At 68.9% G+C, this 21,692-nt stretch carries 18 protein-coding genes; 16 read left to right on the forward strand and 2 right to left on the reverse strand.

Features of this window, described 5'->3' with window-relative positions; all coding sequences use genetic code 11:
• Positions 1-16: 16 nt before the first annotated feature.
• Positions 17-475: a GNAT family N-acetyltransferase gene (locus AB0C02_RS20880; RefSeq protein WP_357550278.1), complete on the reverse strand. Its 459-nt coding sequence runs from the start codon at positions 473-475 to the stop codon at positions 17-19.
• On the reverse strand, positions 475-3,573 hold the full coding sequence (locus AB0C02_RS20885) for an orotidine 5'-phosphate decarboxylase / HUMPS family protein (protein WP_357550281.1): 3,099 nt from the start codon (positions 3,571-3,573) through the stop codon (positions 475-477). The genes AB0C02_RS20880 and AB0C02_RS20885 overlap by 1 nt, the downstream gene beginning before the upstream one ends.
• A gap of 249 nt (positions 3,574-3,822) precedes the next feature.
• Between AB0C02_RS20885 and AB0C02_RS20890 the strand changes: the two genes are divergently transcribed.
• From AB0C02_RS20890 to AB0C02_RS20965, 16 genes are all read left to right on the forward strand, one after another.
• The gene (locus AB0C02_RS20890; RefSeq protein WP_357550283.1) at positions 3,823-4,212 is read left to right on the forward strand and encodes a zinc ribbon domain-containing protein; all 390 of its coding nucleotides are present in this window, start codon (positions 3,823-3,825) and stop codon (positions 4,210-4,212) included.
• Between the two features lie 120 nt (positions 4,213-4,332).
• Positions 4,333-5,766 (forward strand): APC family permease, encoded by a 1,434-nt coding sequence (locus AB0C02_RS20895; RefSeq protein WP_357550286.1) that lies wholly within the window; start codon positions 4,333-4,335, stop codon positions 5,764-5,766.
• Positions 5,763-6,788: an acetamidase/formamidase family protein gene (locus AB0C02_RS20900; protein WP_357550289.1), complete on the forward strand. Its 1,026-nt coding sequence runs from the start codon at positions 5,763-5,765 to the stop codon at positions 6,786-6,788. Before AB0C02_RS20895 ends, AB0C02_RS20900 begins: the two co-directional genes overlap by 4 nt.
• Before the next feature lie 4 nt (positions 6,789-6,792).
• A complete protein-coding gene (locus AB0C02_RS20905) occupies positions 6,793-7,641 on the forward strand; it encodes an SAM-dependent methyltransferase (protein ID WP_357550291.1) in 849 nt (282 codons plus the stop codon).
• Positions 7,642-7,804: 163 nt separating this feature from the next.
• A complete protein-coding gene (locus AB0C02_RS20910) occupies positions 7,805-8,482 on the forward strand; it encodes a GPP34 family phosphoprotein (protein WP_357550294.1) in 678 nt (225 codons plus the stop codon).
• Between the two features lie 32 nt (positions 8,483-8,514).
• Positions 8,515-9,153 (forward strand): N-acetyltransferase, encoded by a 639-nt coding sequence (locus tag AB0C02_RS20915; RefSeq protein ID WP_357550296.1) that lies wholly within the window; start codon positions 8,515-8,517, stop codon positions 9,151-9,153.
• Entirely contained in the window at positions 9,146-10,612 is a 1,467-nt protein-coding gene (locus AB0C02_RS20920; RefSeq protein WP_357550298.1) for an NAD(P)-binding protein, read from the forward strand. Before AB0C02_RS20915 ends, AB0C02_RS20920 begins: the two co-directional genes overlap by 8 nt.
• Complete coding sequence (locus AB0C02_RS20925) at positions 10,609-11,697, forward strand: hypothetical protein (RefSeq protein WP_357550299.1); 1,089 nt, start codon at positions 10,609-10,611, stop codon at positions 11,695-11,697. The genes AB0C02_RS20920 and AB0C02_RS20925 overlap by 4 nt, the downstream gene beginning before the upstream one ends.
• Positions 11,694-12,245, forward strand: coding sequence for an adenylate kinase (locus tag AB0C02_RS20930; RefSeq protein ID WP_357550301.1), 552 nt, complete (start codon positions 11,694-11,696; stop codon positions 12,243-12,245). Before AB0C02_RS20925 ends, AB0C02_RS20930 begins: the two co-directional genes overlap by 4 nt.
• A 3-nt stretch (positions 12,246-12,248) precedes the next feature.
• Entirely contained in the window at positions 12,249-13,265 is a 1,017-nt protein-coding gene (locus tag AB0C02_RS20935; protein WP_357550303.1) for a glycosyltransferase, read from the forward strand.
• Positions 13,262-14,848: a hypothetical protein gene (locus AB0C02_RS20940; protein ID WP_357550304.1), complete on the forward strand. Its 1,587-nt coding sequence runs from the start codon at positions 13,262-13,264 to the stop codon at positions 14,846-14,848. The genes AB0C02_RS20935 and AB0C02_RS20940 overlap by 4 nt, the downstream gene beginning before the upstream one ends.
• 39 nt (positions 14,849-14,887) lie before the next feature.
• On the forward strand, positions 14,888-15,367 hold the full coding sequence (locus AB0C02_RS20945) for an NUDIX domain-containing protein (RefSeq protein ID WP_357550306.1): 480 nt from the start codon (positions 14,888-14,890) through the stop codon (positions 15,365-15,367).
• Positions 15,368-15,372: 5 nt separating this feature from the next.
• The gene (locus AB0C02_RS20950) at positions 15,373-16,152 is read left to right on the forward strand and encodes an aminoglycoside phosphotransferase family protein (RefSeq protein WP_357550308.1); all 780 of its coding nucleotides are present in this window, start codon (positions 15,373-15,375) and stop codon (positions 16,150-16,152) included.
• Positions 16,153-16,808: 656 nt separating this feature from the next.
• The gene (locus AB0C02_RS20955) at positions 16,809-17,711 is read left to right on the forward strand and encodes a DUF559 domain-containing protein (RefSeq protein WP_357550309.1); all 903 of its coding nucleotides are present in this window, start codon (positions 16,809-16,811) and stop codon (positions 17,709-17,711) included.
• Between the two features lies 1 nt (position 17,712).
• On the forward strand, positions 17,713-18,378 hold the full coding sequence (locus AB0C02_RS20960; protein WP_357550311.1) for a hypothetical protein: 666 nt from the start codon (positions 17,713-17,715) through the stop codon (positions 18,376-18,378).
• Positions 18,375-21,665, forward strand: a complete 3,291-nt coding sequence (locus AB0C02_RS20965) for a DUF87 domain-containing protein (RefSeq protein ID WP_357550313.1) — start codon at positions 18,375-18,377, stop codon at positions 21,663-21,665. Before AB0C02_RS20960 ends, AB0C02_RS20965 begins: the two co-directional genes overlap by 4 nt.
• Positions 21,666-21,692: the final 27 nt, after the last annotated feature.

The following is a 21,692-nucleotide window of genomic DNA, read 5'->3' on the forward strand; positions in this document are numbered from 1 at the left end:
CGTTGGCGCGCGGGCTCTACTCGATTCCTCGGATTCGGACTCGCCGGGAGGGTACGCCCCCACGGCGCTCATCCACAGGTTTCGAGCATTGCTCGTTGCTAAAGCCCAAGGCAAGCCACGCCCGGTGCGCGGCGTGGTTGCCGGGTTCCGATGTGAGGAAGAGGCGCCGGCATCCCCAGAGAGAGCCTTGGCGGTGAACTTCTTCTACGAGTGCCCGCGTGATTCCTGTCCGGCGGTGGCTGGGGTGTGTCATCACGTCCTGCAGGTAGATCTCGGACGGGGCGACCTGGCTTCGAAAGGCGATCACGCTGCCGACGAGCTGTCCGTCAATGATGGCGACTGGGCATGTATTGGCGAACAGAGTGGCGTACAGCCAGTAATCCGATGAACCCCGAAGCCTGATGTACGGCTCACCCAGCGCCAGCAGCTTCTCCATGTCGGGGATCAGGTCGACCGTGAGCGGGGTGACGATCATTAATGGTTTCCTTCGGTGAGCTCGATCGATGCGATGAGGTCCCGCGCGGCGACGGCGGGGTCCAGGGAGTCGGTGACTCCGCGACCGACGACGAGGATGTCCCATGAGCGCTGTCGGCTGGCTTCGACGTCGGTGGGTTCGAAGCCGCCAGAGACTGCGACCGGCAGCCTGGTCCACGACCTGATGAGTTGTGCTTGGTCGAGGGGGTGGAAACCGGCTACGCCCAGGTCGATGTTCGTGGTGATGGCGAAGCCGTCGACTCCCGTGCGTTCCATGTCCTGGACCCAGCCCTGGGCCAGCCGGCCCTCGGGCACGTCGATGATGATGGGGACGGCGAGACGTTTGCTCGCTTCGACGGCTGCGGACACGCTGGCGATGCTGGCGGGTCCGATGAGCAGCACGACATCGGCTCCGGCCTCGGTCGCGAGAACCACTTGGTCGCGTCCCCAGTCTGCGGACATCATCTCGGCGACGATCCAGGCACCAGGCGTTCGCTGCTTGATGGCGCTGATGGCTTGGATGCCGACGCTCTTGATGAGCGGGTCGCCGATCTCGATGAATTGCACGCCAGCGGTGGCGGCGGCCTGCGCGACGGCGATGGCGTGGTCGACGTCGCGGACATCGAGCGCGACTTGAAGTGTGCGTCCGTCTCGGAGACGGCGGAAGGCTTCTTTGCTGATGCCTGTTGCTGTGCTGCCGGCGTCGAGCAGGTTGGTTTCGGTGCGAACGAGCCAGTCGGCCGAGGAGATGCCCTGGCTGACCAAGGCGGACTGGACGTTCGTGGGCAGCCGCAGGGCGCCGGTGCGGATCTCTCGGAGCAGGCCGAACAGGGCACTGCGGGATGAGTCCTCGTCTTGGATCGGTTGTCTTCCGGACTTGAGCAGGAGCCGCTGCGCGGCGACCCGGACGTTTCGAGGACCGTTTCGCCATGCTTCCTGGCCGTTGATAACCAGGTCGGCGGCCGAGTCGTCGTCTCCAACTCTGGCGGCAAGCCCTTGGAGGAGGCGCTCGCGGACGTGCCAGTTCCGGTCGCCGAGGAGAGTGGCGAGGAGGTGTTCCACGCCGGGTGCGGTCGAGCGGCCGATGGCTTCGGCGACGGCGGCGCGGACCTTGTAGTCGCGGTCTGTAGCCAGCGACTCCATGATCGAGGTCATCGTGTGGTGTGGGATCGCGTGACCCGCTCGGATCCCCTCTGCGAGGGCGGCCCGGGCTCGCCAGTCGGGGTGGGCCAGCAGTGCCTTCAGCTCATGGGAACTGCCGCCGTCGGTGGCGAGGAAGACGTAGAAGTGTCGGGCGATGAACACCGCGTCTTCTACGGTGTCGAGTTGCGCGAGACGGACGAAGTCGTGGATGGTCGCGATGGGCAGCTGCGTCTCGACGCACGCCACGATGTCGGACCAGACTGCCGGGCCGAAGCGGCGCAGCACCCGCAGCATCCATCGGGGGTACTCCGCACCGAGCGCCGTGGCGGCTGCGCTGGCGTGCAGGAGGGCTCTGGCGAGGGGCAGGCCATTGTCGTTCAAGCACCGGGAGGCGCACACGCGCAATACCTCGGCGGTGGTGAAGGCTGGGGCATCGCCGGCGAGGTCGAGCATCAACGGCAGCGTTTCGGTGATGTTGACCGACGGTGACTGCGCGACGGCGGCCAGCAGCTCCGGTGAGGTCGCGTCCAAGCCCTGTAGAAGGAATTCCAGGACGCCTCGTAAGTCGCCTGACGTGCTCGTGCGAGCGGCCAGATCGTTGAGCAGCTCGATGGTGACGGTCGAGCGTCCATGGGACTCGATGAGCTGGACGAGCCACCGTGCGAAGAGGTACTCACGGATGACGTCGTGATGGAACGTCAAGCTGCCGAACGAGCCGGACCGCACGAGTCTCGCGATCGAGGACGTGGTGATTTCACCGGCATTCCCTGGTGGGTCTGCTTGGGTCGTAGGAAGGAGGTGGTGCGGCCATGCGGAGGCGAGCTGTCGTCGCGCGAGTGCCGTCAGCTCCGCCGTCGTACGTTCGACGTCCAGGCTCGCCGCCTTCAGGATCGAGGCGACGCAGAATTCCACAAGCCGGTAGGCGTTGATTTGCCCGAGCGGCTCGGTCGGCTTGGCGGCCCGGATGAGGCTCATGTACAGCGGCAGGCGGGCCAAGTTACGAATCTTCGCGGGCAGGGCGTCGAACGGGGGCTCGCCTGCACCCCGCTGCGTATTCCACACGTCCCGGGCCATGCCGGCATCCCAGCGGGCCAGCGGCAGCGACGGGCCGGCACCGTGATCCTGGCCGGGCATGACCGCTGCCGACAGTACGGGGTAGGGCGCGAGTTCGACGTCCGGCGGTGTGCGTAGCACGAGGAGGAACCTCAGGCTGTCCGAGAGGACCTGCCGTAGCGTGCCGTCGAGCTGGCGGCAGACCTTGTCCACTACCGTGCGGGACTGCGGGCTGTCGATGACGACGAGCAGTGGCCTGGACAGACTCTGGCTCTCACCCTCGAGGGTCAGCAGCGGATCCACGCCGGCCGGCTGGGAGCCGTAGCGGAGTATCTCCCGCGCCAGGTCGACGTCCTCGGTCCATGAGTCCGCGGTTAGCAGTTGAACATCCACTTCAGGAGCATGAGACGCCAGGTGGCGGGTGAAGCTGGTCTTGCCGCAGCCCGGCGGGCCGGTGACCAGGTAGACGCGCGCGGTCGAGGCGAGGAAATCCGCAACCAGGTGCTGGACGTCGGCCGGGGGCGTGTATGCGAGATCGTCGGGCTGCTGGCTGCCGAGCGCGGTGAGGATGGCGGCCGTCCGTTCCCTGGAGCGGGTGCCGAGATCTTGCACTGCGAGACTGGGGCCGTCGGCAGGTGGGGGCGAGTCGCTCGGACTTGCGGCCACTGAGGCTTTGAGGGTCTGGGCGAATCGCTGCTTGACCTCGGTCGGCGACCGTGCAAAATCGACATCGAGCATCTGCTGGGTTTCATAGCGCATGCGGGTCGCGGAACCGCGCTTCTCCCAGTTGGAGACGGCCGCCGGATTGACGCCCAGGTGCTCGGCGAAGCCCCGCACGCTCATCCGCTGGGCTAGGCGTAGTGCTCTTGCCTCGCGGCCGGTCCACCGCCGTACCGTCTCCATGGGATATCCCCCAGGCTATGCACCCAGCGTCATTGTCGCAGTCGGCAGCGTAGTAGACGACGGCGGGCGCAGACGAGCCGAAACTAGGACAACACTAGAACGTCCACACATCGTCAGGGGACGGACCGGACCCGCAGGCTGGTCGCACAGACAGACACGGCGATGGATGGGCGATGCGGTTTTGCGTCACCTCCACTGCTGTGGCCAGCCCTCGCGTTTTGCGAGCAGTGGTGATGGTGGAGGTGCCTCGTGGCCGTCGACGTGCGAAGCAAGAACGTGCGCGATCGCGCGCGACGTGCCGCATCCGGCTGCGGCGGTGAGCGGCCGGCGCAGCCCGGATCGCCCATTCCGGGGACTTTTACCCTCGAGGGTCTGCTGCGCTGCCGGGGTTGTGGCATGTCGCTGCAGCCCGTCCGGATGCTCGGTCATCGGGCCTACCGAGGGCCCTGCGGCTGCCGGTTGACCGCTGTGGATGCCGAGGACCTTGAACAGCTCGTCCTGGAAGCGGTGGCGGCACCGGCACCGAGTCTGGTGGCGGACGCCGCCCCCGAGGAACTCGGCCACATTTTCCGCCGCTTGTTGGTCGCCGTACGGGTCGGCGGCTGCGCTCAGGACTTGTCCATCGTCTGGCGCCTCTAACGGCCGATCTGGCAGCTCCCGGCGACGCGCGGCTGCCTACGGAGCCGCCTCCGTTTGGACCAGCTCTATCACTGCCGGAATGAGCCGGCGTCGATGACCGACAGGAAGGAACGGAACAGGATGCACACCAGGCAGACAGCGCCTCCGCCGGAGATCGGCTCGGCGCAGGTGTCGCCGGGCTCCTCGCGGTTCGGGTACCGGCCGGAGCTGCGCCGCTCACTCGGCTTCGCCGACCTGCTCTTCTACGGGTTGGTGTTCATGGTGCCGATTGCGCCCATGGGCATCTTCGGATCCGTCTACTCCGGCGCCGGCGGGATGGTCGCGCTGGCGTACGTCATCGGCATGGCGGCGCTGGTGTTCACCGCCGCCTCGTACGCCCAGATGGTCAGGGCGTTTCCCCTTGCCGGGAGTGTGTACAACTACGCCGGGCGAGGGATCGGCGCACCAGTCGGCTTCCTCGCCGGCTGGGCGATCCTGCTGGACTACGTGCTGGTGCCCAGCCTGCTGTACCTGATCGCAGCGGTGGCGATGCACTCCACCGTGCCGGCGGTTCCAGTGTGGGTCTGGCTGGTCGGCTTCGTCCTGGTCAACACCCTCGTCAACTATCGGGGAATCCGGATGACCGCCTTGATCACCAGAGTGATGCTTGTCGGCGAAGTCATCGTCCTGGTGATCTTCCTCGCCGCTGCGGCCGGTGCCCTCGCGCAAGGCAAGGGACACGGCTTCTCCTGGACGCCGCTCTACAACCCCGACACGTTCACCTGGGCGCTGGTGTTCGGCGCGGTCTCGATCGCCGTGCTCAGCTTCCTTGGCTTCGACGGCATCTCGATGCTGGCCGAGGAGAACAAGGGCGGCGCGGGGCAGATCGGGCGGGCAATGGCCGCGGCGTTGGGCGTGGCCGGCTTGCTGTTCATCGCCCAGACCTGGATGGCCGCGCTGCTGGTGCCCAACCCGGATGGCCTCCTCGCTCAGGGCGATCCGGAAGGCACCGCGTTCTACTACGCCGCCCGGCTCGCCGGTGGTCCCTGGCTGGCCACCCTGTGCGCGGCGGCCACGGCCGTCGCCTGGGGCGTAGCGAACTCCCTCGTCGCGCAGGTGGCCACCTCGCGCTTGCTGTACGCCATGGCCCGCGACCGGCAGCTGCCGAAGTTCCTGGCCAAGGTGTCGGTGCGACACAGCGTGCCCACCCACGCCATCACCCTCACCGCCCTGGTGTCGCTGTCGATCGGCCTCTACATGAACTGGCGCGCCGACGGCATCGCGCTGCTGTCCAGCCTGATCAACTTCGGCGCGATGACCGCGTTCCTCATGCTGCACGTTGCCGTCGTCTGGCACTACCTGGTCCGCCGACGCAGCCGCAACCTGATCGCGCACCTGATCCTTCCGGGAATCGGATTCGCCATCCTCGCCTACGTCGTGATCAACGCCAACGTGGCCGCCCAACGCCTCGGCTTCGTCTGGCTCACCCTCGGCCTGCTGACCCTGACGGGTCTATACGTCGCCGGCCGCCGTCCTGAGCTGTCCGGCCTCGTGAACGAACGGGAGGCGGCATGACCAGCACCGTCACCTACCAGCGCACCGACGGCCAGCTGCACTACACCTTCGGCGCACACCCGGCCGTCGCCGAGATCAAGCCGGGCAGCCTGCTTGTCACCAGCACCGAGGACTGCTTCGGCGGTTCCGTACGCACGGTGAACGACCTGCCGTCAAAAGTGTGCCAGGCGTTCAACCCCGTCACCGGCCCCTTCCACGTGCTCGGCGCAGAACCTGGCGACACCATCGCGCTGCACTTCGCGGCCATCACCCCGGCCCGAGGCTGGGGCATGTCAGCCACCTTCCCGCATTTCGGTGCGTTGACCGCCACCCACACCACGGCGATGCTGCACCCGCCGCTCGAAGAGCGGGTGTGGCGCTACACCATCGACACTGCCGCAGACACCGTCACCTTCCACGCCCGCCGCTCCGACCACACGATCGTCATGCCCCTGGAGCCGATGCTCGGCACCGTGGGAGTGGCCCCGGCCGGCGGGGAAGCTCGCTCCACGATCGTGCCCGACACACACGGCGGGAACCTCGACACCCCGGAGATCCGCCCCGGCGCCACCGTGTACCTGGGCGTCAACGTCCCCGGCGCGCTCTTCGCCATCGGTGATGGCCACGCCCGCCAGGGGCAGGGCGAGGTGTGCGGCGTCGCGGTGGAGACAGCCATGAACGTCACCGTCGCCGTCGACCTCATCAAGGGCGTGGCTACACCATGGCCCCGCATCGAAACCGACCACCGGATCATCTCGATCGGCGCTGCCCGTCCGCTTGAGGACGCCTACCGCATCAGCCAGCACGACCTGGTCACCTGGACCGCACAACTGACCGGTCTGGAGCTACTCGACGCCTACCAGGTCGTCTCGCAAGCCGGCCGATCCGCCCCTGGCAACGTCTGCGATCCGCTCTACACGATGCACGCCGCCCTCAACAAGGTGATCTTGACAGGCGTGCATCCCTATGACGGAGCGCACCAGCGGCTACGCCGCATCGCCAAGGCCCCGAGCGAGCAACTGGGGGAAGATCATGGGAACTGAGGCGATGAGCTGGGCACCTGCCGAGCTGGACCTGACTCGTCCGAATGCCGCGCGGATGTATGACTACTTCCTCGGCGGCAGCCGCAACTTCGCAGCGGACCGGCACGCCGCCGATGCCGTACTCGCCGTCGCACCTCAGGTCGCCGACGCGGCCCGCGCCAACCGCGCGTTCCTGCGCCGTGCCGTCCGCTATGCACTCCAGCAGGGCATACGCCAATTCCTGGACCTCGGCTCGGGCATACCGACCGTCGGCAACGTTCATGGCATCGTCCACCGCACCCACGCTGACGCTCGCGTGCTCTACGTCGATGTCGAGCCGGTAGCTGTCGCGCACGCCAGGGCCCTGCTGGGTAACGACCCGCGAGTCGAGGTCATCCAGGCCGACATCTGCTTCCCGGACTTCATTCTCCAGAACCCCACCGCGCAGCGGCTGATCGATCTCACCCGCCCCGTCGCCGTCCTCTTCGTCTCAGTCCTGCACTTCATCCCTGGCGGCGTCAACGCCATCGTGGAACCGTTCCGCGCCGCGATGAGTCCCGGCAGCGCACTCGTCATCTCCCATGCGGCCACCGGCACGGCCACAAGCCAGACCGACGAGGTGCAGCGGCTGTATCAGCGCACCCCCACCCCACTTCAACTGCGCACCCCCGCAGAAGTCGAGGCGTTGTTCGGCGACTTCGCCATGGTCCCTGCCAACGCGCCAGAAACGATGCCAGCGAGCGACACAGCGCTCCTCCCTGTCGCCCAGTGGCGCCCCGATCCCGAGGACCAGACCGAGAGGGGACATGTAGCCAGCCCCTTCCTTGCCGGCTTCCTCGCCGGGGTCGGGATGAAAAGGGGCAGCGGCTCATGACTGGTTCTCTCCAGCTCAGTACCCGCAGGGGACCCTCCCTGTCCATTGCCAGGCGGGTGCTGATGTTCATCGGACTCGTGGGACCGGCAGGCCCCGGCGAATCCGAGTTCGCCCAGGGCGCGCGCCAGCCTCCGGCAATCTGCGTCCCGGAAGGGACAGGTCGATGAGTCTTCCTCAGCTGCCGCTACGCGATGAGTTGTTCCTGCTCGGCCACGACGACGACACCGGCCACCCGCACATCCACCGGCAAGCCCTGGCGCTCGGGCTGGCCGGCGCGGTCCTGATCGACCTGTACCTCGCCGGACGGATCGTTCTCGACCCCACCGGCGATACCCAGCCGGTCGGCGACCGGTGGCTGCGCCCGCACAGCGGCCAGCCCGTGGGTGACCTGATCGCTGATACCGCCCTCGCCGCGATCCGCCACGGCCAGGCGGCGCCACCGGTGAAGACGTTCCTGCGCTGGTTCGCCGAGGACCTGTACGAGCGCACCCGCGCCGGACTCGTCGCCGCCGGCATCCTCCGCCACACCACCCGCCGCCGCCTCGGTGGCCTCGCACGCACGGACACCTACCTCGCCACGGACAGCAAATGGGTGGTCGTCGCCCGCGCCCGGCTGCGGTATCTGGCTGCCGGCCGGGAACAGCCCGACAACCACACCGCCGCGCTCGCTGGCCTGGTGGCCACCCTGGGTCTGGCCGAGCACCTCTACCTCGGCGACGACACCACCACCCTGACCACACGCCTGAACGAGATCGCCGGCCAGCACCACCGGTCGGTGCGGGACATCACCGCCACCGTCGACGCCACGGTCGGTGACCTCGCCACCGCCACCTACCGCTAACCCACCTACGTACCCATCCGATGGAGGCTCCGTTGCGTATCCGCGCTGCCGGTTGGGCAGACAAGAACCAGGTCGCCGCGCTGATCGCCGACGCCCTAAACCCCACCCCACTCGCCGCCTGGCTGGTGCGCGACCCGGAACAGCGCCGCCAGGTGCTGACCGACGTCGCCGCTATCTGGGTCGAACACGCGATGTTCTTCGGCGACATCCACCTCACCGACGACGACACCGCCACCGCCGTCGGCTTTCACCGCTACCGGCCCATCCCGCCACCAGCCCAGTACCGGATCCGCCTCGCGGACGCCGCCGGAGCGCATGCGGACCGGTTCGACTTGCTGGACAGCCTCCTGTCCACGAGACAGCCTACCGAACCGCATTACCACCTGGCTTTCCTCGCCGTCCACCCCGACACCCAGCACACGGGATGCGCAGCAGCCATGCTCACCCACCACCGCCGTCGCCTCGACCACATCGGCCTGCCCTCCTGGACCACCATCCCCACCTGCCGAGAACACCTTCTCACCCGCCACGGCTACAAACCCCGACCCGCGATCACCCTGCCCAATGGCCCGACCCTGCACCCCATGCGCCGCAACCCCCCACCCGACAACACCGTGCTGATCAACCCGCCCCGCCTGGTCGGCAACAGCTGGCAGAACTTCCATGTCTAACCCGACCACCACTGCCCGACCGGCGACGCCCACCGCTGTGGTGGTCCGCCCCGCCCAGCAGGCTTCGTCAGCACGAGAGCCCGGCCGGATCGTCGTCATCGGGGCTGGGCTCTGCGGCCTGGCCTGCGCGGACGAGCTGGTGCGGCTGAATCACCCGGACTGGCTGATTTTGGAGGCATCCGTCGGGCCGGGCGGGCTCGCTTCCTCCGTGACCGACTCAGCCGGGTTCACCTGGGACCTGGGCGGGCACGTGGTCTTCTCCCATTTCGGGGAGTTCGACCGGCTGCTGTCCGAGCTGTTCAGGGATGACGAGCTGCTGCGCCACGACCGGTCCTCGTTTATCCGTTACCGCGGCCGATGGGTTCCGTACCCGTTTCAACAGCACGTGCATTGCCTGCCCGTTGAGGACGCGGCAGCTTGCCTGGATGGCTTGGCCCTCGCCCGTCGGCAGGGCCGCGTGGTCGGGGAGGCTGACTTCGGGACCTGGTTGCGGGCGACTTACGGGTCGGCGTTGGTGGAGCGGTTCTTTGGCCCGTACAACGCCAAGGTGTGGGCCACGGCGCCTGAGCTGATGTCCTCGTCCTGGGTGGCCGAGCGCGTCGCGCCGGTCGATCTCGACCAGCTGCAGGCTGCCTCTACGGCGAGGCGCGCTTCTCGGTGGGGACCGAACGCCACCTTCGCCTTTCCGATCTCCGGCGCCACGGGGGAGATCTCGCGCCGATTGGCCGCTCGTCTCGGTTCTCGTGTGCGTACCCATGCCCGTGTGGCCGCCGTCGACGCTGCCGCTCGGGAGGTGGTTCTGGCCGGAGGTGAACGCGTCGCGTACGACCATCTGGTGGCCACGGGGCCGCTGGACCAGTTGACGGCGATGACGGCGGGCGCTCCGGCTGGGGTCCGGGCGGCGGCCGGGCGGCTACGGCACACCACCGTGGCCATGGTCGGTCTCGGCTACCGCGCCTCCACCACCGACGTCCGGTCGTGGATGTATTTCCCGCAGCCGGACGTGCCGTTCTATCGGGCCACCAATTTCAGCAAGTACGCGCCCGCGAACGTCCCCGGCTCGGACACCCGCACCTTCAGTTCCTGGATGACTGAGACATCCCTGCTCGAAGGCACCCGGGTCGACCACAACGTGTTGATCGACTCCTGCGATCGGGCGCTGCGTCGGCACGGCCTCGTTCCCGCCCATGCGCCGTTGGCCAGCGCCCACGTGGAGGTGATCCCGTACGCCTACCCGGTGCCCACCTTGAGCCGCGATGCGGCCCTGGCCGAGGTGATGCCGTGGATGGAAGCGGTCGGGATCTACCCGCGTGGCCGGTTCGGCGCTTGGCGGTACGAGATCGGCAACATGGACCACGCGGTGAAGATGGGCATCGACGTCGCCCGCCGCCTGGTGACCGGCACGCCGGAGGAGTTGCTCACCGCGTCCACCGTCACGGCGGCTGGGAGCCGCTCGTGAACGCGACCACGGACGGCTGGTCGGTCTGCTTCGCCGGGCACCGCTTCCTCATCCACGCCGACGAGACCTTCCGGCTCGCGCAGGGCAGCCACCTGCGGAACTTCGCCCCAGAGACAGACCTGACCCCGCCGTGCGGACACCTGACGCCGATCCGGGTTCATCACGATGAGGATCTCTTCCGGGACCGGATGGCCCGCCTGAAGGCGGTTCGGTCGCTGGCGGTGGTGCCGTTCCGCGGCGAGCCGTACCGGTTCTCCCGGATGGGAAGGGTCTCCTGGTGGCGGCCCGACCCCGAATCGCACCTGCCGCAGGACCACCTGTACGCCCGCGACGCGACGCGCCAGGTGCACGTCGTATTACACCCGGGGGCGGAGCGCGGCGAGCGGTATGCCATGCGCGTCATCCGCGAAGTCGTTCTCCGCTGCGCGGAAGATCGCGCCTGGACCACCTTCCATGCTGCCGCAGCAGCGGTCGATGGCCATGGAGTGCTGATCGCCGGTCCGTCGGGGGCGGGCAAGACCACCATGCTCGCCGCGCTGGCCGCGCACCGGCAGGCCGACGTGGTCGCGTCCGACCGCGCGATGCTCACCAAGGGCGCCTCGCACGTGGTCGGCGTGCCGATCTCGCTACGGATCGCGGGCGGCACCCTGTCCGCGCTCGGCCCACGCCAGAGTCTGCCACCGCATCAATCGCTGCCGGCCGACTTCGGTGATGCCCGCAAAGCCGCGTACACGCCGCACGACTTCGCCCACGCCTTCGCCGCCCGCGTGCAGGACAACGCCCCGCTTCGGCTCGTCGTCCTTCCTCAGCTCCACGACGACGACCGGAACCTGAGCGTCGCTTTCCCCGGTCCGGCGGTGGCCCGCGCCGCGCTTGCCGCTGTCTGCTGCACTCCCCACGACGAGGACTGGCTCCACCCGTGGTTCGCCGACCGTAACCGCTCTGTGGATGAGCTGGCCTGTCAAGCCACCGGTTGCCTGGAAGAACTGGTCGCCACGGTGCCGGTGATGGCGGTGACAGCCGGCGTCCGCGCCGTGGACCTGCTGGAACGGATCGCCGACGCCGTGGGCGGGAGTCTTCCGTGAGGCCCCAGCGGATCGCGCTGGTCGGGCCGGTTGCCTCGGGCAAGTCCACCCTCGCCGCCGCGATCGCCGCACACACTGGCCTGCGCCATGTCGACCTCGACGCCCTGTTCTGGGCGCCGAACTGGACTCCCGTCGACACCCCTGACTTCCACACCGCCGTGCGACACGCGCTCGCCGCCCAGGCGTGGGTAGCGGACGGCAACTACGGCGGAGACGTCGCCGAAAGCCTGTTAGAGCGCGCCGACCTCGCCGTCTGGCTCGACCTGCCGTTGCGGACCTGCCTGCCGCGTTTGATCCGTCGCTCGCTACGGCGGGCCGCCACCGGGCAGGAGCTGTTCGCGGGGAACCGGGAGACCTTCCGGCATCTTGCCTCCCGTGACTCGATCCTGTGGTGGGGCCCGGCCCACCATCACCGGCATCGCCGCCGCTGGGCCCAACGCCTCCACCCGCTCAAGGCCGGCGGCCTGCCCGTCCTTCGCCTCGACCAGCCGGCAGCCGTCGCACCGCAACTGCGAGCCCATGGCCTACTCGCCCCAGAGGAGGCATGACCCGTGATCGCCTCAGTCGTCCGCGTACCCTGGCACACCACCCACAGCGGCTACGACCGCCTCCTGGACCACCTCCCCGAAGTCCGCCGGATCACCCCGCCCACCAGACGCCTCGCCCAACACGCCGCCCAGCGCGCACATCGGCTGCTCCGACGCCGGTGCCCGCTGCCGTTCTACCCCGTCGAGCACTGCGCCACCGACCTCGCGCTGCTGGCCGCACGCGGCCCCGCCCACGTCCTATACGGGGACGAACAGTTCTACTTCTCCCGCCACCGCCACGGACCCACCGCCGTCACCTACCACCGGCCACCCGCCCACCTGGCAGCACTGATGCCGCCCGCCGCATGGCGCGACCTCGCCGCACGCGCCGACCAGATCATCACCCTCGACCCACACCAGCAGGCGTTCTTCGCCGACCTCGTCCCCGCCGAGCGAGTGCACGTGGTGCCGCACGGCATCGACACCGCCGCGTTCACCCCCGCCGACCGGACCGTCACCGACCGGCCGCTGGTGCTGACTGTCGGCTGGTGGTTGCGAGACTGGAAGGTTCTCGACGCGGTGCACGAACGCCTGAACCGTCGGCACGGCGCCGGCATCGACTTGACCGTCGTCACCCGGCAGGCCCATCGCCACCCGTGGCACCCGGCCGCCCGTGTCCTGCAGGGCATCAGCGAGCCCGCGCTGACCACCCTCTACCGTCAGGCCGCGGTCCTGCTGCTGCCGTTGAAAGACGCCACAGCCAACAACGCGCTGCTGGAGGCGCTCGCCTGCGGTACCCCGGTGGTCGCCACCGACGTCGGCGGCATCCGCCACTACGCGGGCAACACGCTCGCAGCCCTGCTTACCCCGCCGGGCGAACCGCCCGCCGCCACGGAAGCGGTCGAGACGATCCTCGCCGAGGTCGGAACCCCCGACCACGCCCTCCGGCGAACCGCTGCCCGTGAACTCGCGCAAACCTTCGCCTGGCCTGTCGTCGCCGACCAGGTGCGGGCCATCTACCGGCTGCTGGAGCAACAGTGACCGCCATAGGAGTCTGGCTGCACGTCGTTGTCCCCATCTTGCTGGTCGCCCTGCTGGCCCGCGCTCTGTGGGTGATCGTGGCGGTCGAGGTATGCGCCCGGTGGCTGCTGACCGCTCCGGCCCCCACCGGCACCGACCGTAGCCAGGCACCGTGGCTGGTGATCCTGCTGCCGATGCTGCGCGAGCAGAGCGTCGCCCCGGAGACGATCGCCGCGTTCACCGCACTGGAGTACCCGCACGGACGGGCCGCCGTCGTGGTCATCACCACCGAACGCGAAACCACCGCCCGCGCCCGGCACCGCAGCCAACTCCCGGCGCTGGCCGCCCACCAGCCACTGCGGGCCGAGCATCTGCGGGGCATCTTTCCCGCCACCCGATGCCGCGCTGTCGCCGAGGACGTCAGCGCCGCCCCGCCCAATGACCACTTGGCGATCCTGGCCGAACGGTTCGACGCCGAACCCACCACCGCCGAGGTCGTCGCGGCCCTCACCGCCGACCAACCGGCCAACCGGCTGCCGTTGGTACACCTGCACCAGCCCGACGTCGGCGGGCGCAAGGCCGGCCAGCTGAACTTCGCCCTCGACCACCTTGACCAGGTGCTCGGCCCGCTCGGCTGGCACGACACCGACGACACGAACTCCACCTTCGCCGTCGTCTACGACGCCGACGCGATCCCCGACGCCCGCACACTCCACGCCTTCGCCAACGCTGTCGCCACCCGCATCGCCCACACCGGCACAACCCCGGCCCTCATCCAGCAGCAGCGACTGCCGCTGCTGGGCCGCCGACCCTTCCCTAACGGTCCGATCGGCCTGCTACTCACCGGCGAGTGGGCGTACCAGCTGCGGCGCTCCCTCGGCATCGAACTCGCCCGCATCCGCCTCCACGCATACCTGTTCAGCTCCCCGCTACCGCCGTGGCTACGTACATGGCTACGTCCCATGGTCTACGCCGTCGGCTGCGGCATGGCCGTCCATCTCCCGACCATCCGCGCACTCGGCGGCTTCCCCGAACCCATGGAAGACCTCGGCACCGGACACCGACTCTCCCTACTTGGTGCCCAGCTGACCGCCACCACCGTCGCAGTCCTGGACGAGCCCTACACCGAGCCGACCGGGCTGGCCAACCTCCACGCGCTCGCGTTCACCGCCTCCGCCCGCCCCGACCGCCACGCCCAAGCGGTCGCCCACCTACCCGCCACGATCTCCCGCCCGGCCAAGGCCCTCCTCATCACGCGAGAGTGGGCAGACGAAGCCGCCTGGCTGATCGGTGCTCCTCTGGCCGCCGCAGCCGTCGCCTGCGCCTGGTGGGCCGGGCCTCAATGGGTCGCCATCGCGGTCCTCGGAATCCTGCTCCACGGCCCCCTGCTCACCGCGCGGCTGCTGGCCCTCGCCCCCGTACTGCACGCTGCCGTCCGCCCGCCCCGCTCCGCCGACCGGTTGCCGCTGGCGTCGCCCCGTCATCCGGTCGCCGTGATCGCGGCCAGCCCGCTCCAGCCGTTCGTCCGGATGGCCGGCCCCTGGAAACTGATCTTCCGAAAGGTCACCAGACGACACCGCGGCTTCGGCAAGACTGAACGCTGACACCCCTCACCTGCCTACGTCGAGCAAGGAGACCACCTCGTGGCCGAGCATGTGACCCCGACCATCCGCACCTCCGCCAAGTCCGTCGTCATCCACAACGGACGCGTCCTTCTCCAACGAGCCGCCTGGGAAGGCATGGACTGCTACTTCCTGCCCGGCGGCGGTCAACACCCCGGTGAACCCCTCGACGCCGCCGCACGCCGCGAAGTCCATGAAGAGACCGGACTGACCGTGCGAGTGGTAAGCCTGCTCTGGCTGCGCGAGTACATCGGCGCGAACCACGAACACGCCGACACTGAAGCCGACACCCACCGCATCGAAGCGATCTTCCACTGCACGCCGGAGGGGACGCCGGGCCAGCTCAGCGGCCACGCCGAAGACGACCTGCAAACCGGACTGGAGTGGGTCGAACTGGAAAAGGTGCCAGGCCTTAACTTGCTGCCCCACGCCCTGCGACAGCCAATCGCTGCCCTCGCCTACGGCGAACCGCGCACCGGCTACCTCGGCGACGTCGCCTGACCACCGTGGTGGCAATCGACGGCAGAGTCTCCGACGTTGCCCGCGAACTCACCACCGGCCAGGCCAACCGAGTCTGGTACGTCAACGGGTCAACGCCATACGTACTCAAGCATTACGGCATCGCCGCCCGCGCCGCCAACGAAGCCGCCGCCCTCACCCTCCTGGCCGCCCACCGCGCACCCGCACCCCGACTCCTGGCCGCCGACCCACGCGCAGCACCGCCGTGGGCCGCACAAACCGCCGTCCATGGCCCACCCGTAACGCCTGACCAGTTCCTCGACCGGATCGCCGAGCCCCTCGCCGTCATCCACCGCATCCCTGGCCCGCACGCCGGCCGCCTCGCCGGCGCACGCCGCTATCGGGCCTGGCGCGCCTACCTCCACAACCGGCTGCATACCTACACCGACGCAGCGCCGCACCTCGTCCCCGTCGCAGCCGCCATCCAGCGCGAACTCGACACCACCGACCTGGACATCGAGCCGAGACTGCTCCACCACGACCTGCAGGTCGGCCATCTCCTCCACATACCCGGAGGACTGCTGCTCGACTGGGAACTCGCCGCCTACGGCGACCCACTATCCGACCTGGCCCGCCTCGCTGTCCGCCTTCAACTACCCGATCCCACCGACCTGCTCTCCCTCACCTACCGGCCGCACCCCACCGACGCCCACCGCCTCGTCCTGTACTGGCGCGTCCACCAACTCGCCGACGCCGCCCTCAACACCGACCCACTGATCCACAGCCAAGCCAACACGCAGCTTGCCGCCATGACCGCACCCGGATAAGGCTGGGCGATAGCCCGGGCGAGCGCCAGTGCGTAGTCGGCTCACCTGGTAGCCCGATTTCAGCACCGTTGCGTTTAGCGCCGTGAGCTCGACCGATCTCCAGCATCACCCGCTCATGCTCGCGACCCAGGGGGACCTGGTTCGGCCGTGAAGCGCTCCTTGTGATCGTCGATCGTGGCGGTCACTTTGTCCGGGGACGGTCGGCGAAGTCGGCCCAACCCGAAGGAGTCCATCGACCGGTTCATATTCAAGGCACATGCGGCCACTGTCATCGTCCGATTGGCGCTGGTGTGTTGGCCGCTCGTGGGGATGGGCGTGGGAGATTGGCCAACATCCCCTTCGGTGGGCTGAGTGAGTGCCGCTTGATCGGCTAGCGACTGATGCTGGACAGTGGCGATACGCCCACGTCCGGGCGATTGCTGCTTCAATCGGCGGCTCGCCAAGATGGGTGCTTCCGCCATCTCATGTTAGGCGAGTCGTTGGTCTTTTCTCTTTCGGAGTTTCCGACTGATCGGGTGGTGTGGATCAAGTGCTTCCACCCGAACGACTTGGAACCTGTGGTAGCGGCTGCACCGCCCGATGCGCCGGCGGTCATCTTCCAAAGGACGGCAGGGTCTTGGAGTCAGAGCGCGACAGTGACTTCCAGCCTGGACGAGATGGAGGCCGTTGCCGGTCAACTATTTCCTGCTTGGCTCCCGGGAGCCGAAGGCATCACGACGTCGGCCGGCGCCGCGCGGACCGCCGTCAGTGCGCTCGCGGTTGCGCATGCCGCCGACACCGCCCAGTACGGCCCCTTTCTCGTTGACTTGGCGACCGGCGCCTTGGCCGGGCCAGGACCGCATACGCGGCGACATCAGGCCGAGGTGCGGGCGCTGGGGCTGGGCCGGGTGCTCGCGGCCGGCTTCGGGCGGCCCGCATGTGCGTTGCTCCTGCGACCGCCCGACGACCTTGATGAGCGTGGAGCGTTGGCCCTGGTGGGAGCGGCACGGTGGCTGGTCGACCACGGTCGGTTCGGCGTGTGGATCTGCGGTGGATCGCTGCCGGCCGTTGACTTCCTGCCGGAAGTCGTGATGGCGCGAGCCGTCCCGGATTCCTCGGTCGTACGCCCCGTGCCGGAAGTCTCCAACGCCCGCCTCGGCCAGCCGGTTGAAGGGCTGCCGCGCCGGGAGGCGCGAGTCGGTAAACCACGGCATCTCAGTGTCGTTGGCAGGCCGCATCCCACGAGCCGCACCGAAGTGGTGCTTGAAAACGCCCTCGTCAGCCGCCCTTGGGCGGCCGGCCGGGCGTGGAATTCCACCGTCAGGCCGGGCCCGCTGGTCAACCCTGTTCGAGTCGACCTCCTGTGGAAACGGGAGCGGTGCATTGTCGAGATCGACGGCGACGATCACAGGGCGGCGGGCAAGTACGCCGATGATCGACACCGCGACGTGATGCTCCAACTCAACGGGTACGCCGTACTCCGCTTCACCAACACGCAGGTGCTCGACGACATCGAGAACGTGCTCGCACTTCTTCAACAGTTCCTCGCCAACCGTAGGCGGGCCGGGAAAGGAAACTGACATGCCGGACGAACACTTGACGACGGTCGAGACGGCTGCGCTCCTAATTCTCATGGCCGAGGCAGGCCAGGTTTCTAATGTGAGCCTGACGCAGGACCACCGCTGTCAGCTGAAGAAGGGGTCGCGGGAAAAGCTGGAGCGGTTGAAGCTGATCGAGGTCGAGCGTCCCTCGGGCCGGCTCGTGCTGACGCTGGGCGACAAGGGCTGGGCGCACTGCCGTACTCAGCTTGACGGTGGCTCGGCACCACCTGGTTCAGGTGCTGTCGGTGGCGCCCTCTACGCCGTGCTCCGGCGGTGGGGTCACTTCCTGGCTGCGCAACGATCCAGCCTCGATGAGTTCGTCGTCATGTCGAACGCCCCCGCCGCTACCGGTGCGCCGGCCCGGGAACAGGCGCTGGTCGAGCAGGACGTGGAGGAGCGCGTGCGTGCGGCGTACCGGATGGTCGCTCCTTGCGCTGGCGATCTGGTGAGCCTCGCCGACCTGCGTGACCTGGTCGGCGACCTTGTCCCGGCCGACGTTGACGCGGCGCTGCGTCGGCTCAACCGCCAGCGGGGCGTCACCTTCGTGCCCGAAGCGAACCAGAAGATTCTCGATGCGCGTACCCGGGCCGCGGCGGTGGTGATCGGCGATCAGCCCAAGCATTCGATTTCGATGGGGGCGTCGTGACCGAGGCAATGCTGAAAGCGCTCGCGCATCTGCAGTTCAACTACACGCCAACCAGGAACGACGTCTGGCACCCGCAGCGGTTCCACGTCGACGGCCTTCACCCGGGCGTTCTCGCGACCATCCTTGACGGCTTGTCCGCGGCGGAGCGGAGCCCGGACGCCAGCCCGATCGGCGTCGCGGTGCGGGGTCAACGTGGTGCCGGGAAGACCCATCTGCTCAGTCGGGTCCGCGAGCTGACCCAGCTCAGGGGAGGCTACTTCTTCCTGGTCAACCTGCTCGACGCCAACACGTTCTGGCGAAGTGCCGCAGCGTCGATGGTCGACGGCCTGAACCAGCCCGTCGACGACGAAGGTTCGACGCAGCTGCACGCGTTCCTGCAACGTCTCAGCGACGCGCTCGACCTTCCCGTGGTGACCCGGATGGCGGTAACGGGTCGAGCACCGATGACCCTGGACAGGTTGGACGCGTTCGTGACCGCCCTGGGCAGCCTGAGTCGCCAGATCGCGATCGGGTGCCGGGACACCGCCCGCGCGCTGGCCCTGCTCGCCGGCACAGACCAACGGGTGCAGGACATCGCGATGTCGTACCTGCTCGCCGGCGATGAGGCGGAAGCCGGTGAACGGGCCGCGTGGGGCATCCGGCCGGCCCGGCGCCTGCCGCAGGAGCTCGTCTCGGACGTGTCTCGCCTTCTCGCGCTCACCGGGCCCTCGGTCATCGCGGTGGATCAGGTCGATGGCCTCATCGCACAGGTGGCGAACCGGAGTCACGTCTCCACCAAGCCCACCGAGGCCGACGCGGACGGTTGGCACGCGGCGGTGTTACTCGACCAGGTCGCCAGCGGCCTGATGGAGCTGCGCGAGATGACCCGGCGCACGGTAACCGTTCTCGCGTTGCTGCCCGTTTCGTGGGCGTTGATCAAGAGCAACGCGGTCGACACCGTACAGGATCGGTTTCGTGAGACGGCCACGCTCGAGTCGATCCCGGACGCCGACGTCGGCCGGGCCCTGATCGAGCGCCGGCTCGCGGCGCACTACGAAGAGGTCGGCTTCGTGCCACCGTACCCCACCTGGCCGGTGCACCCCGAGGCGTTCGCCGACGCCGCCGACTTCACGCCGCGACAGCTGCTCATCAACGTCGAGCGGCACATCCGCTCGTGCGTGCTCAACGGCGAGGTCACCGAGATGACCACGCTCACGGCCGCAGCCGAGACACCGGCGCCGATGCCAACGCCGGCCGACCGCTCGTCACTCCGGCTTCTGGACGAGCGGTACACGGCGCTGCGGGCACAGGCGCAGGTAACCGGGTTGCTCGACCCGGCCAACGAGGATACGGAGGTGCCGTCCCTACTGGCCGCCGCCTTGGACGCGTGGATCAGGGAGGGCGCAGACGCGGACTTCGACCAGGACACGATCCCGCTGCGAAAGCCTCCGCTGCACGCACGGCTCCGGCGGACGCTGGACGAGGGAACCGGGGACGAGGCCCACTGGGCCTTTCGGGCCATCGCGGAGCAGCACTACAACGCCGAGCTGGCACGGCTGCGCAACGCGTGCGTGACCGCCGGCCTGGCCCACGGAGTCGCCCAGCGGCGGCTGTTCGTCCTGCGCAACGACGAGTGGTCGGACAGTCCCAGGCGGCGCCGGGCAGTCGAGGAGTTCGCCGCGGCCGGCGGGCGGACGCTGCCGCTTGGCGAGGACGACCTGCGCAGCCTGGTCGCGCTACGGACCTTGCTCGCCGAGGAGCCGGACGGCCTTCAGGCCTGGCTGGTAGACCGCCGCCCGGCCTCGCGCACCGCCCTGCTGGCGACCGCGCTCGCCGACGCCGGCCGCGAGCCACCCGCCGGATACGAGCCACCCGGCGCGGATGTGCCGTCCGCTTCGTCCTCGGTCGACGGGATCGACACCGTGACCGCCGGGGCGGACGTCGCACCGACCAGTCCGGCGGACGCTGACCCGCCCGAGCGGATCGAAGCGCTCGTGGAACATGACACCGCTACCGAACACGTCGCGGTGGCGGCACCGGCCGGGGTATACCTCCGGGTGGGTGTCGACTTCGACCAGGGCGACCCCATCCACGTGGAGTTGGCCGCGCTACGCAAGCACATCGCCATTTTCGCCGGCTCGGGATCTGGCAAGACCGTCCTGATCCGGCGGCTGGTCGAGGAGTGCGCGCTGCTCGGCGTCTCCGCGATCGTCCTGGACCCGAACAACGACCTCGCGCGCCTCGGTGATGCCTGGCCGGATGAGCCACCGGCGTGGGGCGACGCCGACGCTCAGGCGGCGGCCGACTACCTTGAGTCGACGGACGTCGTGGTCTGGACGCCGGGGCGGGAGAGTGGCCGGCCGCTGACGTTCCAGCCCCTGCCCGACTTTAGCGGTGTGCGCGACGACCCCGACGAGTTCACCCAGGCGGTCGACAGTGCGGTCGACGCGCTGGCACCGCGCGCGCAGGTAGCCGCCAACACCGCCAAGGCAATGCGGGGCCAGGCGGTGCTGCGGCAGGCGCTGCGGTACTACGGCCGACACGGCGGGCCGGCGAGCCTGGGCGGCCTGATCGGCTTGCTGCGGGAACTCCCCGAGGGGGTGAGCGAGCTGGCCGGTGCGCCGGCGATCGCCGCCGACCTGGCGGAGAACCTGGAGGCCGCCCGGATCAACGACCCGCTCTTCGGTGGTACGGGGGAGTCGGCCGACCCGGGCACGCTGCTGACGCCGGCACCGGGCAAGCGCGCCCGCGTCTCCATCATCAGTTTCGTCGGGCTGCCAGGCGAGGAGAAGCGGCAGGGCTTCGTCAACCAGCTCCAGATGGCCCTTTTCTCCTGGATCAAGCGTAACCCGGCCGGCGACCGGCCGCTGGGCGGACTGCTGGTGATGGACGAGGCGCAGACGCTGGCGCCGTCCGGCCCGGTCACGGCCTGTACGCGCAGTACGCTGATGCTCGCCTCTCAGGCCCGCAAGTACGGCCTCGGCCTGGTCTTCGCCACCCAGGCGCCCAAGGGCTTGCACAGCCAGATACCGGGCAACGCGGCGACGCAGTTCTTCGGGCTGCTCAACGCGCCGGTGCACATCGAGGCGGCCCGCGAGATGGCCCGATTCAAGGGCGGCGACGTGCCGGACATCTCGCGGTTGAGCAGCGGTCAGTTCTACGTGGCAGTCGAGGGGCAGCCGTTCCGCAAGGCCTGTACGCCGCTCTGCCTTACCCACCACCCCGCCAGCCCACTGCCCACCGAGGACGTCGTCGCTCTCGCTCGGCCGGCATCGTCCCCACCGGATGATGCGACGCCGGCCAGATGAGCGGGGCCGTCGAAGGTGCGGGGGTGG

Origin of the sequence: Micromonospora sp. NPDC048999, assembly GCF_040649295.1 — a bacterium.
GTDB lineage: Bacteria > Actinomycetota > Actinomycetes > Mycobacteriales > Micromonosporaceae > Micromonospora.